Origin of the sequence: Streptomyces sp. NBC_01166 (assembly GCF_045039765.1) — a bacterium.
In the GTDB taxonomy this organism is placed as follows: domain Bacteria; phylum Actinomycetota; class Actinomycetes; order Streptomycetales; family Streptomycetaceae; genus Streptomyces.
The window spans coordinates 5,952,792-5,967,721 of the sequence record NZ_CP108613.1 but is presented as its reverse complement, the minus strand read 5'-3'; the positions used below and the strand labels follow the sequence as shown (position 1 = coordinate 5,967,721).

Genomic DNA, 14,930 nt, shown 5'->3' with positions numbered 1-14,930 from the left:
CCACGATATGGCGTCGCCGGGGATCCGCCCGGTCACCCCTTGTCGAGGTACTCCTCCCGGTCCTTGTCGAGCAGGGCGTCCAGCGCCGTGCGCAGCTCCGGCAGGCGTTCGAGCCCGGGGTCGTCCGCGACGACGCGGACGGCCTCCTCGCGGGCGGCTGCGATGACCTCCTCGTCGTCGATGACGCTGAGCACCCGCAGGGAGGAACGGACACCGGACTGGGCCTGTCCGAGGACGTCGCCCTCGCGCCGCTGTTCGAGGTCGATGCGGGAGAGCTCGAAGCCGTCGAGGGTGGCGGCGACCGCGGAGAGCCTGGCCCGGGCGGGGCTCGCCTCGTGGGCCTCGCTGACCAGCAGACAGAGGCCGGGGGCACTTCCGCGTCCGACGCGGCCCCTGAGCTGGTGCAGCTGGGACACCCCGAAGCGGTCGGCGTCCATGATCACCATCGCGGTGGCGTTGGGGACGTTCACCCCGACCTCGATGACGGTGGTGGCGACCAGGACATCGGCCTCGCCGGCGGCGAACCGGCGCATGACGTCGTCCTTGTCGTCGGGCGGCATCCTGCCGTGGAGGACCTCGACGCGCAGGCCGGCCAGCGGGCCCTTGGCGAGCTGCTCGGCGATGTCCAGCACGGCGAGCGGCGGCCGCTTCTCCGCGTCGTCCTCGGGGGCGGTCTTCTTCTTCCCCTTCTTCTTCCCGGCCTCGTCGGCGTCGTCCCCGATGCGGGGGCAGACCACGTACGCCTGGTGGCCGTTCTCCACCTCCTCGCGGACGCGTTCCCAGGCGCGGCTGAGGAAGTGCGGCTTGTCCTTGGCGGGGACGACGTGGCTGGCGATCGGCGAACGGCCGGCGGGGAGCTGGTCCAGGACGGAGGTCTCCAGGTCACCGAAGACGGTCATCGCGACCGTACGGGGAATGGGGGTGGCCGTCATGACGAGCAGGTGGGGCGGCTGCTTGCCCTTGGAGCGCAGCGCGTCGCGCTGTTCCACGCCGAAGCGGTGCTGCTCGTCGACGACGACCAGGCCGAGGTCGTGGAACTGGACCTTGTCCTCGATCAGCGCGTGGGTACCGATGACGATCCCGGCCTCGCCCGTGACGAGGTCGAGCAACGCCTGGCGGCGGGCCGCCGTGCCCATGGAGCCGGTGAGCAGGACGACCTTGGTGCCCAGGCCGGATCCGCCGAGCGCCCGCCCGTCGCCCGGCCCGTCGAGAGGCGCTTCGCGCCACAACCCCCAGCTCTCGGCCAGCTCGCCCATCATCTCGGAGACGGACCGGTGGTGCTGCTGGGCGAGCACCTCGGTCGGGGCCAGCATCGCGGCCTGGCCGCCCGCGTCGACGACCCGGAGCATGGCCCGCAGAGCGACCAGCGTCTTGCCGGACCCGACCTCGCCCTGCAGCAGCCGGTGCATCGGGTGTTCCGTCGCCAGGTCGCCGAAGATCTCTCCGGTGACCTTCTGCTGGCCTTCGGTGAGCGTGAAGGGCAGCTTGGCGTCGAAGGCGTCGAGCAGACCGCCGGAAACGGACCTGCGGGCCACCGCGGGAAGCTGGGTGTCGGCGTAGCGGCGGCGGGCGAGCGCGACCTGGAGGACGAAGGCCTCGTCCCAGCGCAGCCGGTCCCGCGCGGCCGCGATGTCCGCCTTGGTGTGCGGGCGGTGGATCCTGAGCAGCGCCTCGGGCAGGGGGACGAAGCCGCGCCCTTCGCGCAGCGCCGGGGGCAGCGGGTCCACCGCCTCCTGCGCGCTGGGCAGGACCGTGTCGACGGCCTTGGCGATCCGCCAGGAGTCGAGCTGCTTGCAGGCCGGGTAGATCGGCAGCAGCTGCCCGGCGAAGGCGTCGACGGCCTCGGTCACATCGGCCGGGTCGTCATCGTCCCTCGCGTCGAGCAGCTGGTACGTGGGATGGGCCAGCTGCATCTTCCTGTTGAAGACGGAGACCTTGCCCGCGAACATCGCCCGGCGGCCGGGCAGGAGCTCCTTGTGGGGCTTGTGGACGCCGTGCCCGAAGAAGACCAGCTGGAGCCGGCCGCTCCCGTCGGTGAGGGTGACCTCCAGCCGCTTGCCGCGGCCGTTGTTGAACATCATGATCCGCGCGTCGGCGACCTGGGCGACGACCGTCACATGCTCGTCGAGCGGGAGCTCGGTGAGCGCCGTGAGGCGGCCCCGCTCCTCGTAGCGCCGCGGGTAGTGGTGCAGCAGATCACCGACCGTGTGCAGGTCGAGGTGTTCGGCCATCACCTTCGCGGTGGCTCCGCCGAGCAGCTTCTTCAGGGGTTCATCGAAAGCGGACACGCGGTCCATTGCACACCACGCCACTGACAGATGTCTCCGTGCGCCGCCCCGCTCGACGTGTCACTCGACGCCGATGAGCAGGGGCGCCGCCTGGTGGCCGCCCCGGTAGACGACGGTGTCGACGGCGAGGTAGCCCTCGCGGACGTGTTCGCTCAGCTCGTCGGCGAGGTCGTCGGGCACGTCCTCCCCCAGGATCAGCGTGACGAGTTCGCCGCCCGCCGACAGCATCCGGTCCAGCACCGTACGGGCCGTGCCGGGGACGTCCTCACCGATGACGGCGACGTCCCCGTCGATCAGACCGAGGATGTCGCCGGCCTGGCAGATGCCCGCCATGGTCCACGACTGCCTTTCTGCGACTGCCAGTTCGGCGTACCTGGTGGCACCGGCCGCCGACGTCATCGCGACGACGTCCTCGTCGAAGCTGCGTCCGGGTTCATGGACGGCGAGCGCGGCGATGCCCTGGACCGCGGCGCGGGTGGGGACCAGGGCGACGCGGATGCCTTCGCCCCTGGCCTGTTCGGCGGCAGCGGCGGCCGTGTGGCGCAGCTGTGCGTCGTTCGGCAGCAGGACCACCTCCCGTGCGTGCGCCCGGCGGATGGCGTCGACCAGTTCGCCGCTGGCGGGCGGCTCACCGGGACGTGCCAGCACGGTGGTCGCCCCGGCCTCGGCGCACAGGCCGGAGAGCCCGTCGCCGGGTACGACCACGACGACCGCGCGCTGGGCGGGTTCACGGTGGGCCGAGCCCCGGTCGGCGGCGAAGTGGGTGATCCGGATCCGGTAGGGCCGGCCGGCTTCGACCCCGGCCTCGACGGCCGCCCCCGCGTCGTCGACATGGACGTGGACGTTCCACAGGCCGTCGCCGCCGACCACGACGAGTGAGTCCCCCAGGGCGTCCAGCCTGCTCCGCAGCCGGGCGACCGCGTCGTCGGGCGCCTCCAGCAGATAGATGACCTCGAAGGCCGGCCCGCTGTCCGGGCCCGCGTCCGCGCAGTCGCCGGTCAGCGGAAGGACGTCGGGGGCGGGTGTGACGGCGCGCTCCCGCACACGTCCGCCGACCGCTTCCAGCAGTGCGCCGAGCACGGTCACCAGGCCCTGCCCGCCGGCGTCGACGACGCCCGCGCGGCCGAGGACGGCGAGCTGGCCGGGGGTGGCTGCCAGGGCGGTGCGCGCCCCTTCGTACGCCGCCTCGGCCACCTCCGTGAGCCGGGCGCTCCCTGCGGTGGCCGCGGCCGCCTCGGCGGCGGCGGTGGCGACCGTGAGCACCGTGCCCTCGACGGGATGGGCCACGGCCAGCCGCGCCGCCGCGGCGGCCTCCGCCAGCGCGGTCCGCAGGTGACGGGCGTCACCCGACTCCGACAGGACGGAGGCCATGCCGCGCAGCAGCTGGGCCAGGATGGTCCCGGAGTTGCCCCGGGCCCCGATCAGCGCGCCGTGCGCCATGGCCCGCACCGCGTCGGCGGGGCCGGGCACGGTGGAGCCGGTCTCATGGGCGGCGAAGACCGCCTCGACGGCCGCGGCCGCCGACTCGACGGTGAGATAGAGGTTGGTGCCGGTGTCCCCGTCGGCGACGGGATAGACGTTGATGGCGTCGATGGCCGCCCGCTCCCGGCCCAGGGCCTCCAGGGCCAGTGAGCACCAGGTGCGCACCGCGACGGCGTCGAGATCGTCGGGCGACTGCGGCACCGTTGGTCCTCCTTGGGGCGGCCGTGGGGGGCTGGCTGCACCGCAGGGTAGCCGTCGTGCGCGGGGCCCGGCGGGTGCAGGTGCGGGACGGAGAGCCCGTGGAGCCGTGGTAGTTTCGTATCTCCGACGCAGCCGTTGTATGCTGCTTCGGTTGCCCGACGAAAGTCGGGCCAATCCTCCGGTACCGCCACTTCAGTAAAATGAATCCGGCGCGCCGGATTTCACTGTAAGTGCATCTGAAGTCTTTGGAGTGACCCGTGGCTGCCAACTGCGACGTTTGCGGCAAGGGGCCGAGCTTCGGCAACAGCATTTCGCACTCGCACCGCCGTACGTCCCGTCGCTGGAATCCCAACATCCAGCGCGTGCGTGCCGTGGTCGGTCGGACGCCGAAGCGGCTCAACGTCTGCACCTCGTGCATCAAGGCCGGCAAGGTCGCGCGCTGACGTTTCGTCGTAGCGCAGCCTTCCGGTTGCCCAAAAAGCCGGTCCACCTCGGTGGACCGGCTTTTTGCTGTGCTCCGCCTCGGGTCCGTCGCGCCCCTGGCCCCCGCGCTCCCGGAGCCGCGGTCACGTCCGCCCGGTGGACTGCCGGGCGGCGGCCTCGCGTTCCCCGGACCGTCCGGGCCCGCCTGCGTCGCAGGGATGACGTTTCCGGGCAGGGGGTCAGCCGTCGGTGCGGGTGAGCCAGCCGTGATCGACGGGGCCGATCCCGCCGCCCAGCGCGAAGCCGGCCCGGATCGCGCCGGTGACGTACTCCTTCGCGCCCCGCACGGCGGTCGGGACGTCCTGGCCGCGGGCGAGGCCGCAGGCGATGGCGGAGGCGAGGGTGCAGCCCGTGCCGTGGGTGTGCCGGTTGTCGAGCCTCGGGGCGCGCAGCCAGTGCTCCTCGCTGCCGTCCGTCAGCAGGTCCACGGCCTCGCCGGGCAGATGGCCGCCCTTGATCACCACCCAGCGCGGTCCGTAGCCGAGGATCTCGGCGGCTGCTCTGCGCATACCCGGTTCGTCGGTGACGGTGACGCCCGTGAGCTGGGCCACCTCGTCGAGGTTCGGGGTGGCGACCGTGGCGACGGGCAGCAGCTTCGTGCGTACGGAGTCGAGGGCTTCGGCGGCCAGCAGCGCGTCCCCGTGCTTGGAGACCCCCACGGGGTCGACGACGACGGGTGCGCCGGTCCCCGCGAGGAGTTCCGCGACGGTGTCGACGAGCGCGGCCGAGGACAGCATGCCGGTCTTCACCGCCTGGACGCCGATGTCGTCGACGACGCTGCGGTACTGGGCGCGTACGGCGTCCGCCGGCAGCTCCCAGGCTCCCTGCACGCCCAGCGAGTTCTGGGCGGTCACCGCGGTCAGCACGCTCATTCCGTGGGTGCCGAGTGCCAGCATCGTCTTGAGATCGGCCTGGATGCCCGCACCGCCGCCGGAGTCGGATCCGGCGACGGTGAGGACACGGGGCGGTATCGGGGCAGGTGCGGTCATGCCCCGGAATCTACTGGGCGTCCTCGATGGATCCGAAATGGTCCCAGCCGCCCTTGCTCGTCCAGGGCGCTCCGTCGACGGTGACCTGGGGAAGCGCCGACGGGTTGAGGACCTCTCCGATGACCTTCCAGCGCGCGGGGAGCTTCACATCGGCGGGGAACGTCGCCACGATCGCGTGGTCCTCTCCCCCGGTCAGCACCCACTGCAGGGGGTCGACCCCGACGGCCTGCCCGATGTCGGACATCTGCGAGGGGATGTCGATGAGCCCGGACCGCAGGTCTATACGGACCTTGCTGGCCTCGGCGATGTGCCCGAGGTCGGCGACGAGCCCGTCGCTGACGTCGGTCATGGCGGTGGCGCCGAGCCCGGCGGCCGCGGGGCCCGCGTGGTACGGCGGTTCGGGGCGCCGGTGCGCCTCGACGAAGGCGCGCGGCGAGCGGAACCCCCGGGAGAGCACGGCGAATCCGGCAGCGGACCAGCCGAGCCACCCGGTGACGGCCACGACGTCGCCGGGCCGGGCGCCGGCCCGGGTGACGGGCTCGTGGTTGCGCAGGTCACCGAGCGCGGTGATCGCGACGGTGATGGTGTCTCCCCCGACGACGTCGCCGCCGACGACGGCCGCACCGGCGACCTGGCACTCGTCACGCAGTCCGTCCATGAGCTCGGCGGCCCAGGTGACCGGCAGGTCGGCCGGTACGACGAGACCGAGCAGCAGCGCCGTGGGCACGGCGCCCATGGCGGCGATGTCGGCGAGGTTCTGGGCGGCGGCCTTGCGGCCGACGTCGTACGCCGTCGACCAGTCGCGGCGGAAGTGCCGCCCTTCCAGCAGGATGTCCGTACTGGCCACGACCCTGCGGTCGGGAGCGGCCACGACCGCGGCGTCGTCGCCGGGTCCCAGCCGTACCGCCGGAGTGGTGGTGAGCCGGGACGTGAGCTCTCTGATGAGCCCGAACTCCCCCAACTCGCCCACGGTTCCCTTCACCGAGTCTCACCTCTCATCTATCGCACCGGACACCTGTCCGGGCTGCTTCAGCGGCCGGAGGTCCGGACCGTGGGCGGACGGCCCACGGGAGCCGGTGGCCCCGGGGCGGACGGGCGTCACTGTCGCCCTTCCGCACCGGTGGGCTTGCGGTCGCGAGCCCCAACTGCTGTCGGTACCGTCAAGAGATACGTCAACTTCTGTGGTGCGTGCGCCACGCTGTGGGCGTCAACCGGCCCGCAGGTCTCCCCTCGGCCCGGGGCAACGCGATAACGTGGCGTCCCTTTCCCCCACATGATCCTCGTGGCCGCTCTGGAGGTTCCGTGGTACAGGCGTACATCCTCATCCAGACCGAGGTGGGCAAGGCGTCGATCGTCGCCGAGACCATCGCTAAGCTCCCGGGAGTGATCCAGGCAGAGGACGTCACAGGCCCCTACGACGTGATCGTGCGGGCGCAGGCCGACACGGTCGACGCCCTCGGCCGCATGGTGGTCGCCAAGGTCCAGCAGGTGGACGGCATCACACGCACCCTGACCTGCCCGGTCGTCCACCTCTGACCCCTGTCTACGCTGGTCCGGTGACTCACACCCGCCGCCGGTCCCCCCGTTCCCGTGTTCTCGCCCCCTCCGCCGCACTGTGCGTGCTCGCCGTGGCGGGCTGTTCCGGCGGTGGCGGCCAGCCCTCGGTGGCGGTCCCCACGCCGTCGCCGGAGGCCGCCGGGTACTGCGAGGACCTGCACAAGGAGCTGCCGGAGACCGTCGACGATCTGGAACGGAGTGATCCCTCACCGGATTCGGACCTGACCGCCGGCTGGGGGGACGGGGCGATCGTACTGCGCTGCGGTGTCCCCCGGCCCGCGAGGATGGATGATTCCCAGTCGAAGGCCGTTGACGCGGACGGCGTCAACTGGCTGCTGGAGCAACCCGATGACGCCGACGGCGGCCCGCGGTTCACGACCACCTACCGCAAGGCGTATGTCGAGGTGACGCTCGGGACGGAGTACGCCCATGACATCACCCCGTTGTCCGCGTTCGCCGTGCCAGTGAAGAAGACGGTCCCCGACAGTCTCTGAGGGCTGTCCCGCGCGGGACAGCCCTCGACGGCTCAGCGCAGGCCGGTGGAGCGGTTCAGCGCGGAGGTGATCAGCCGGTCGACCAGCTCCGGGTACTCCACGCCGCTCGCCTGCCACATGCGGGGGAACATGGAGATCGGGGTGAAGCCCGGCATGGTGTTGATCTCGTTGATGACGAACGTGCCGTCCTCGGTGAGGAAGAAGTCGGCGCGCACGAGGCCCTCGCAGGAGGCCGCCTCGAACGCCTCGACGGCGAGGCGCTGCACCTCGGCCGTCTGCTCCTCGGTGAGCGGAGCGGGAACCAGGCCGGCCGCCGAGTCGATGTACTTGGCCTCGAAGTCGTAGAAGTCGTGGGCCGTGACGGGCGGGATCTCGGCGGGCACGCTGGCGCGCGGTCCGTCCTCGAACTCCAGCACGCCGCACTCGATCTCGCGGCCGCGCAGCAGGGACTCCACGAGGAACTTGGGGTCGTGCCGGCGGGCCTCCTCGATCGCCTCGTCGAGCCCGGCGGCGTCGTCGACCTTGGTGATGCCCATGGAGGAGCCGCCGCGGGCGGGCTTGATGAAGAGCGGCCAGCCGTGTTCGGCAGCGAACTCCATGATGCGCTTGCGGGCCGCGGGGCGGTCCGACTCCCACTCCCGGGGCCGGACGACCTCGTACGGGCCGACCGGCAGCCCGAAGGAGGTGAACACCCGCTTCATGTACTCCTTGTCCTGGCCGACGGCCGAGGACAGGACGCCGGCGCCGACGTAGGGGACGCCGGAGAGCTCCAGGAGCCCCTGGAGCGTGCCGTCCTCGCCGTAGGGGCCGTGCAGCATGGGGAAGACGACGTCGACCTCGCCCAGGGCCGTGGGCACCGCGCCGGGTTCGCTGACGACGACGTCACGGTTGCCGGGGTCGACGGAGAGCGTCACCGCGCCCTGCGTGGAGTCGGCCAGCTGGTCCACGTCGGGTACCTGCCGGTCCGTGATGGCCATGCGGGCCGGGTCGTCGGACGTGAGGGCCCAACGTCCGTCCCTCGTGATGCCGATCGGCAGGACGTCGTACTTCGTCCGGTCGATGGCGCTCATGATGGCACCGGCCGTGACGACCGAGATGCCGTGTTCGGAGCTGCGGCCGCCGAACACGACGGCCACGCGCGGCTTGCGGCCCGGCTCGGAGCTCTGCTCGGAGCTCAGCGGGCTCTCAGTGCTCTGGGGGAGGTTCTGGCTGCTCATATCGCGATGAGCGTACCTGCTGGTAGGGCTCGAGTCAGCGTCGCTCGGGCTTGGCGCTGCGCGACATCAGCTCCTTGAGGGCGACCACCGGCGGCTTGCCCTCGTGGACGATGCCGACGACCGTCTCGGTGATCGGCATGTCGACGCCGTGCCTGCGCGCCAGATCGAGCACGGATTCGCAGGACTTGACGCCCTCAGCGGTCTGGCTCGTGACGGCGACGGTCTCCTGGAGGGTCATCCCCCGCCCGAGGTTCGTGCCGAAGGTGTGGTTGCGCGAGAGCGGTGAGGAGCACGTCGCCACCAGGTCACCGAGTCCGGCCAGGCCGGAGAAGGTGAGCGGGTCCGCCCCCATGGCGAGTCCCAGCCGGGTGGTCTCGGCGAGCCCGCGGGTGATGAGGGAGCCCTTGGCGTTGTCACCGAGGCCCATGCCGTCGGCGATGCCCACGGCGAGGCCGATGACGTTCTTGACCGCGCCGCCGAGTTCGCAGCCGACCACGTCGGTGTTGGTGTACGGCCGGAAGTACGGGGTGTGGCAGGCGGCCTGGAGGCGCTGGGCGACGTTCTCGTCCGAGCAGGCGACGACGGCGGCCGCGGGGCGGCGTTCGGCGATCTCCTTGGCGAGGTTGGGGCCGGTGATGACGGCGATCCGGTCCGGGGTGACCTCGGTGACGTCCTCGATGACCTCGCTCATCCGCTTGGCGGTGCCGAGTTCGACGCCCTTCATCAGGGAGACGAGCACCGTGCCGGGCTCCAGATGCCGCGACCAGTCGGCGAGGTTGGCGCGCAGGGTCTGCGAGGGCACGACGAGGACGGCGAAGTCGGCGCCGCGCAGGGCCTCGGCGGCGTCGGTCGTCGCCCGGACCGAGGCGGGCAGTTCCACGCCCGGCAGGTAGCCCGGGTTGGTGCGGGTGGTGTTGACGGCCTCGGCGACCTCGGCGCGGCGTCCCCAGAGGGTGACCTCGCAGCCGGCGTCGGCGAGGACCATGGCGAAGGCCGTACCCCATGAGCCGGTTCCGAAGACGGCCGCCTTCGCGGGGTGCGTCACGTCGTTCCCTTTCCCTCTGCCTTGCGCCGCTGTTCGGCGCGGGCCTTGCGGTGATCGTAGAGCTCGGCGGGGGCCTTCTCGCCGCGTACGTCCTCGAGCTGGACGGTGATCGCGGCCATGATGGTCTCGGTGGCCTGGCGCAGGACGTCGGGCGTCGGTTCGAGGCCGTAGTAGCGGGAGAGGTCGACCGGCGGACCGGCCTGCACGCGCAGGGTCTTGCGGGGGAACAGCTGGAGCTTGTTCTCCTTGGCGTAGGGCGGCATCGCCAGGTTGGCGCCCCACTGGGCGACGGGGATGACCGGGGCCTTGGTCATCAGCGCGACCCGGGCGGCACCGGTCTTGCCGGCCATCGGCCACATGTCGGGGTCGCGGGTGAGCGTGCCTTCCGGATAGAAGGCGACGCACTCCCCCCGCTCGATGGCGTCCACGGCAGCGCGGAAGGCGTCGAGTGCGTTGGTCGTCTCCCGGTAGACGGGGATCTGGCCGGTGCCGCGCAGGATCATTCCGACGAAAGGCGTCCTGAAGAGTCCGGCCTTCGCGAGGAGCCGCGGCACGCGTCCGGTGTTGTACTGGAAATGCCCGTACGACAGCGGGTCGAGATAGGAGTTGTGGTTGACCGCGGTGATGAACCCGCCATCGGCCGGAATGTGTTCCATTCCCCGCCAGTCGCGCTTGAACAGAACCACCAGGGGCGGTTTTGCGATGGCCGCCGCCAGGCGGTACCAGAAGCCGATTCTGCGGCGGGACACTCGGACGCCTTCCTCTAGGACCTGAGCTGCGCGGGGCTCGGGCTGTGCTGCCTCGCCCCCGGGCCCCTGCCTGTGTGGAGAACACCGTACGCCTCACCCGTGGGGGCGGACCTCCGGGTTGTCTTACCGGCAGGCGAGAATAAGGGCTGATGCGTACGGAGGGGGAGATCGCCACGAACACCGACCCGACCGGCCCCTGGTCCCTGGTCGTCCCGCTGAAACCGCTCGCACGGGCCAAGAGCAGGCTCGGCCGGGCGGTGGGCGGGGATCTGCGTCCGCGCCTGGCCCTGGCGTTCGCGCAGGACACCGTGTCGGCCGCGCTGTCCTGCCGGGCGGTGCGGGATGTGGTGGTCGTCACGGACGACCCGGTGGCCGGAGCGGCGCTGGCGGCGCTCGGCGCGCGGACGGTGGCCGACACCCCGGCGGCCGGGCTCGACGCGGCGATGGAGCACGGGGCCCGGTCGGCGCGCGGCCGGCGCGGGGGTGCGGCGGTGGCCGTGCTCAACGCGGATCTTCCCGCACTGCGTCCGGATGATCTGGCGCGGGTACTCGAATTCTCCGCTGTATTTCCCCGCGCATTTGTCGGTGACGCACAGGGAATCGGCACAACATTTCTTTCCGCGGCACCCGGGGTGGAATTGCGGCCGGCCTTCGGCGGGGCGTCGAGGGCGCGGCACCTGGCTTCGGGGGCGGTGGAGATCTCGCTGCCGGGCATCGATTCGATACGCAGGGACGTGGACACGGGCGACGACCTGGAGGCCGCGCTGGCACTGGGAGTGGGGCGGTTCACCGCCGCGCTGACGGCTCCCGTGGCGCCTGCCGCGGACCGATAGGCTGCCGCTCATGCAGGCGACCTCGTTCACGTACGACTCCGAGACCCGCACCGGCAGCGTGCTTCTCGACGACGGCACCCCGGTGGACTTCGACGCACCCGCGTTCGACGCGGGAGGGCTGCGGCTGCTGCGCCCGGGGCAGCGGGTGCGGATCGAGACCGAGGGCGAGGGCGCCTCGCTGCGGATCACCCTGGTGACGCTGCAGACGCTCTGAGGGCGCCCCTGAACAGCCCGCGGGCCGGGCTCCCCGAGGGGAGCCCGGCCCGGCGCGTATGAGGAACGAGCGGTGCCCGGTCTCACTTCTTGCGTGCGGTGACCTTCTTGGCTGTGGTCTTGCGTGCCGTGGTCTTCTTCGCGGGCGCCTTCTTCGCCGTGGTCTTCTTGGCGGGCGCCGTCTTGGCGGCGACGGTCTTCTTGGTGGCCGTCGTCTTCTTCGCCGGGGCCGTCTTCTTCGCCGCCGCCGTGGTCTTCTTGGCCGCCGCGGTGGTCTTCTTCGCGGTGGTCTTCTTCGCCGGGGCCGCCTTCTTCGCGGCCGCCGTGGTCTTGCGCGCCGTGGCCTTCTTGGCGGTGGCCTTCTTCGCGGCCGCCTTCGCCGTCGTACGGGTGGAAGAACCGCCCGAGAGGCTGCCCTTGGGGGCCTTCTTCACGGCCACGTCGTTCTTGGGGAGCTTCTTGGAGCCGCTCACCAGGTCCTTGAAGCCCTGTCCCGCACGGAAACGGGGCACGGAGGTCTTCTTGACCCGTACGCGCTCGCCCGTCTGCGGGTTGCGGGCGTACCGGGCGGGGCGGTCGACCTTCTCGAACGAGCCGAAGCCGGTGACCGAGACCCGGTCCCCCGCGACAACCGCACGGACGATCGCGTCGAGTACCACGTCGACAGCGTCTGCGGCCTGCTGACGGCCGCCGACCTTGTCGGCAATCGCTTCTACGAGCTGCGCCTTGTTCACGTCTTCCCCTTCGGAGACATTGCCGGAACGAAACTGTTCAGGCTTTTTCGCACGTTAGGCAGATATATACCGCAAATCAAACACGAAACGGGCTAATCACCCTAGTGCCGCAACGAAGTCGACCGCTGCGCTGTCCGCAGAGTCAGTCACCTTCGGGGAATCGGCCCTCGTCGAGGTCCTTCATCAACCGGTCCAGACGCCTTGCCGCGCCTGGGAGATCGTGCTTAGCCGCGGCCGTGACGACCAGCAGCTTCCGGGACAGCGCCATCCGTACGCCCTCCGGGACTTGCAGTTCGCGCACCTTTGCGTGTGCTTCTTTCAATCGGTCGGCGACTTGGCCATAGAGCTCGAGTTGGCTGTCGCGTTCCATGCACCGATTGTGCCATCTGGGGCGAGTTGTCGCCCGAGGGGGTCTCAACAAGCGACTGCGCCCCCTGCCTACCGGCAGGGGGCGCAGTTCGGGAAAAGCGCTGCTCAGGCGTCAATTGTACGCGGCTTGTGGGACGGCCTGGCCGCCTCGTAAGTCGCAATGTCCGCTTCGTTCTGAAGAGTGAGGCTGATGTCGTCGAGGCCATTCAGCAGTCGCCAGCGGGCGTTCTCGTCGAGCTCGAAGTCGGCCGTGATTCCGTCCGCGAGCACCTGCCGCTTCTCCAGGTCGACGGTCACCTCGGCCGTCGGGTCGGCCTCGGTCAGCTCCCAGAGGCTGTCGACGACCTTCTGGTCGAGGACGACGGTCAACAGACCGTTCTTCAGGGAGTTGCCACGGAAGATGTCGGCGAAGCGGGAGGAGATGACCGCCTTGAAGCCGAAGTTCTGCAGGGCCCAAACCGCGTGCTCACGCGAGGAGCCCGTGCCGAAGTCGGGGCCGGCCACCAGGACCGAGGCACCCTTGCGCTCGGGGCGGTTGAGGACGAAGTTCTCGTCCTTGCGCCAGGCCTCGAAGAGCCCGTCCTCGAAGCCGTCGCGGGTGACCTTCTTCAGCCAGTGCGCGGGGATGATCTGGTCGGTGTCGACGTTGCTGCGGCGCAGCGGGACGGCCCGGCCGGTGTGTGCGGTGAATGCTTCCATGGCTCTCAGACTCCGGCGGGCGTACGGACGTCGGACAGATCGGCGGGCGAGGCCAGATGGCCCAGCACGGCGGTGGCGGCGGCGACCTGCGGGGAGACCAGGTGGGTGCGGCCGCCCTTGCCCTGCCTGCCCTCGAAGTTCCGGTTCGAGGTGGAGGCGGAGCGCTCACCGGGGGCCAGCTGGTCGGGGTTCATGCCGAGGCACATCGAGCAGCCCGCGTGCCGCCATTCGGCGCCGGCGGCGGTGAAGACCTTGTCCAGGCCCTCCTCGACCGCCTGCAGGGCGACCCGGACCGAGCCCGGGACGACCAGCATCCGTACGCCGTCGGCGACTTTGCGGCCGTCCAGGATCGAGGCCGCGTTGCGCAGGTCCTCGATGCGCCCGTTGGTGCAGGAACCTACGAACACCGTGTCCACGTTGATCTCACGCAGCGGCTGGCCGGCGGTCAACCCCATGTACTCCAGGGCTTTTTCGGCGGCGTGGCGCTCCGAGGCGTCCTCGTACGAAGCGGGGTCGGGGACGTTGGCCGACAGGGGCGCGCCCTGGCCGGGGTTGGTGCCCCAGGTGACGAACGGAGCGAGCTCGGCGCCGTCGATGAACACCTCGGCGTCGAAGACGGCGTCGTCGTCGGTGCGGAGCGTCTTCCAGTACTCCACCGCCGCGTCCCACTCCTCACCCTCGGGGGCGTGGTCGCGTCCCCGCAGGTAGTCGAAGGTGGTCTCGTCGGGGGCGATCATGCCCGCGCGGGCGCCGGCCTCGATCGACATGTTGCAGATGGTCATCCGGGCTTCCATCGAGAGCTTCTCGATGGCGGAGCCGCGGTATTCGAGGATGTAGCCCTGACCGCCGCCGGTGCCGATCCGGGCGATGATGGCCAGGATGAGATCCTTGGCGGTGACGCTGTCGGGGAGTTCGCCCTCGACCGTGATCGCCATGGTCCTGGGGCGGGCCAGCGGCAGCGTCTGGGTGGCCAGGACGTGCTCGACCTGGCTGGTGCCGATGCCGAAGGCCAGCGCCCCGAACGCGCCGTGGGTGGAGGTGTGCGAGTCGCCGCAGACGACCGTGGTGCCGGGCTGGGTCAGGCCCAGCTGGGGGCCGACCACGTGCACGACGCCCTGCTCGACATCTCCCAGCGGGTGCAGCCGGACGCCGAACTCCGCGCAGTTCTTGCGCAGGGTCTCCAGCTGGGCGCGGGAGACCGGGTCGGCGATCGGCTTGTCGATGTCGAGGGTCGGGGTGTTGTGGTCCTCGGTGGCGATGGTGAGGTCGAGACGCCGCACCGGCCGGCCGGCCTGGCGCAGGCCGTCGAAGGCCTGCGGGCTGGTCACCTCGTGCAGCAGGTGCAGATCGATGAAGAGGAGGTCGGGCTCGCCATCGGCGCGCCGGACGACGTGGTCGTCCCAGACCTTCTCCGCGAGTGTCCTACCCATCGCTTTCCCTCCGGCCGGCGTCTTCGCCGGCCCAACTAGAGATTCGGGTGCCGCCGTCCGGACCCCCGAGCGGGGCGGTGGCCGCGGGCCGTTGTAAGGCCGCACGTACAGGTTCGCAACTTCCGGGGAAAATTGAACTTGCGTTTC

The 14,930-nt window shown here is 71.0% G+C and carries 16 protein-coding genes; 5 read left to right on the top strand and 11 right to left on the bottom strand.

Going from position 1 to position 14,930, the window contains the following annotated elements; all coding sequences use genetic code 11:
• Window positions 1-32: 32 nt before the first annotated feature.
• Together recG and OG379_RS27595 are read right to left on the bottom strand one after the other, a co-directional pair.
• Window positions 33-2,297, bottom strand: coding sequence for an ATP-dependent DNA helicase RecG (gene recG / locus OG379_RS27600; protein ID WP_405665691.1), 2,265 nt, complete (start codon window positions 2,295-2,297; stop codon window positions 33-35).
• 51 nt (window positions 2,298-2,348) lie between these two features.
• The gene (locus OG379_RS27595) at window positions 2,349-3,971 is read right to left on the bottom strand and encodes a DAK2 domain-containing protein (protein WP_405665690.1); all 1,623 of its coding nucleotides are present in this window, start codon (window positions 3,969-3,971) and stop codon (window positions 2,349-2,351) included.
• A 257-nt stretch (window positions 3,972-4,228) separates the two neighbouring features.
• Here OG379_RS27595 and rpmB point away from each other — a divergent pair, with 257 nt between their 5' ends.
• Complete coding sequence (gene rpmB / locus OG379_RS27590; RefSeq protein ID WP_003965989.1) at window positions 4,229-4,414, top strand: 50S ribosomal protein L28; 186 nt, start codon at window positions 4,229-4,231, stop codon at window positions 4,412-4,414.
• Window positions 4,415-4,633: 219 nt separating this feature from the next.
• Here the strand turns inward: rpmB and thiD are convergent, their stop codons facing one another.
• Entirely contained in the window at window positions 4,634-5,443 is an 810-nt protein-coding gene (gene thiD / locus OG379_RS27585) for a bifunctional hydroxymethylpyrimidine kinase/phosphomethylpyrimidine kinase (protein ID WP_405665689.1), read from the bottom strand.
• 10 nt (window positions 5,444-5,453) lie between these two features.
• The gene (locus tag OG379_RS27580) at window positions 5,454-6,425 is read right to left on the bottom strand and encodes a thiamine-phosphate kinase (protein ID WP_362931441.1); all 972 of its coding nucleotides are present in this window, start codon (window positions 6,423-6,425) and stop codon (window positions 5,454-5,456) included.
• 320 nt (window positions 6,426-6,745) lie between these two features.
• On the opposite strand from OG379_RS27580, the gene OG379_RS27575 reads away from it, so the two are divergent.
• Both OG379_RS27575 and OG379_RS27570 read left to right on the top strand, forming a co-directional pair.
• Window positions 6,746-6,979, top strand: a complete 234-nt coding sequence (locus OG379_RS27575; protein ID WP_056791028.1) for an Lrp/AsnC family transcriptional regulator — start codon at window positions 6,746-6,748, stop codon at window positions 6,977-6,979.
• Between the two features lie 20 nt (window positions 6,980-6,999).
• A complete protein-coding gene (locus tag OG379_RS27570; protein WP_405665686.1) occupies window positions 7,000-7,494 on the top strand; it encodes a DUF3515 domain-containing protein in 495 nt (164 codons plus the stop codon).
• A 32-nt stretch (window positions 7,495-7,526) separates the two neighbouring features.
• On the opposite strand, the gene OG379_RS27565 is transcribed toward OG379_RS27570, so the two are convergent.
• From OG379_RS27565 to OG379_RS27555, 3 genes are read right to left on the bottom strand one after another with little or no spacing between them, the layout of a single operon-like run.
• Window positions 7,527-8,711 carry a D-alanine--D-alanine ligase family protein gene (locus tag OG379_RS27565; RefSeq protein WP_393763861.1) on the bottom strand — a complete coding sequence of 395 codons (1,185 nt, stop codon included), beginning with the start codon at window positions 8,709-8,711 and terminating at the stop codon, window positions 7,527-7,529.
• Between the two features lie 34 nt (window positions 8,712-8,745).
• Complete coding sequence (locus OG379_RS27560; RefSeq protein WP_393763859.1) at window positions 8,746-9,756, bottom strand: NAD(P)H-dependent glycerol-3-phosphate dehydrogenase; 1,011 nt, start codon at window positions 9,754-9,756, stop codon at window positions 8,746-8,748.
• Window positions 9,753-10,505: a lysophospholipid acyltransferase family protein gene (locus OG379_RS27555; protein ID WP_405665684.1), complete on the bottom strand. Its 753-nt coding sequence runs from the start codon at window positions 10,503-10,505 to the stop codon at window positions 9,753-9,755. Before OG379_RS27555 ends, OG379_RS27560 begins: the two co-directional genes overlap by 4 nt.
• Window positions 10,506-10,654: 149 nt before the next feature.
• Between OG379_RS27555 and cofC the strand changes: the two genes are divergently transcribed.
• Both cofC and OG379_RS27545 read left to right on the top strand, forming a co-directional pair.
• The gene (gene cofC / locus OG379_RS27550) at window positions 10,655-11,338 is read left to right on the top strand and encodes a 2-phospho-L-lactate guanylyltransferase (protein ID WP_405665683.1); all 684 of its coding nucleotides are present in this window, start codon (window positions 10,655-10,657) and stop codon (window positions 11,336-11,338) included.
• A gap of 10 nt (window positions 11,339-11,348) precedes the next feature.
• A complete protein-coding gene (locus OG379_RS27545) occupies window positions 11,349-11,552 on the top strand; it encodes a hypothetical protein (RefSeq protein WP_147959669.1) in 204 nt (67 codons plus the stop codon).
• An 82-nt stretch (window positions 11,553-11,634) separates the two neighbouring features.
• Here OG379_RS27545 and OG379_RS27540 read toward each other — a convergent pair whose 3' ends face one another.
• The 4 genes from OG379_RS27540 to leuC all read right to left on the bottom strand — a co-directional run bounded on the left by OG379_RS27540 (window position 11,635) and on the right by leuC (window position 14,783).
• Window positions 11,635-12,285, bottom strand: coding sequence for an HU family DNA-binding protein (locus OG379_RS27540; RefSeq protein ID WP_405665682.1), 651 nt, complete (start codon window positions 12,283-12,285; stop codon window positions 11,635-11,637).
• A gap of 142 nt (window positions 12,286-12,427) precedes the next feature.
• Entirely contained in the window at window positions 12,428-12,655 is a 228-nt protein-coding gene (locus tag OG379_RS27535; protein WP_033303999.1) for a hypothetical protein, read from the bottom strand.
• Window positions 12,656-12,759: 104 nt separating this feature from the next.
• The gene (gene leuD / locus OG379_RS27530) at window positions 12,760-13,353 is read right to left on the bottom strand and encodes a 3-isopropylmalate dehydratase small subunit (protein WP_393763849.1); all 594 of its coding nucleotides are present in this window, start codon (window positions 13,351-13,353) and stop codon (window positions 12,760-12,762) included.
• 5 nt (window positions 13,354-13,358) lie between these two features.
• Window positions 13,359-14,783, bottom strand: a complete 1,425-nt coding sequence (gene leuC / locus OG379_RS27525; protein ID WP_405665681.1) for a 3-isopropylmalate dehydratase large subunit — start codon at window positions 14,781-14,783, stop codon at window positions 13,359-13,361.
• Window positions 14,784-14,930: the final 147 nt, after the last annotated feature.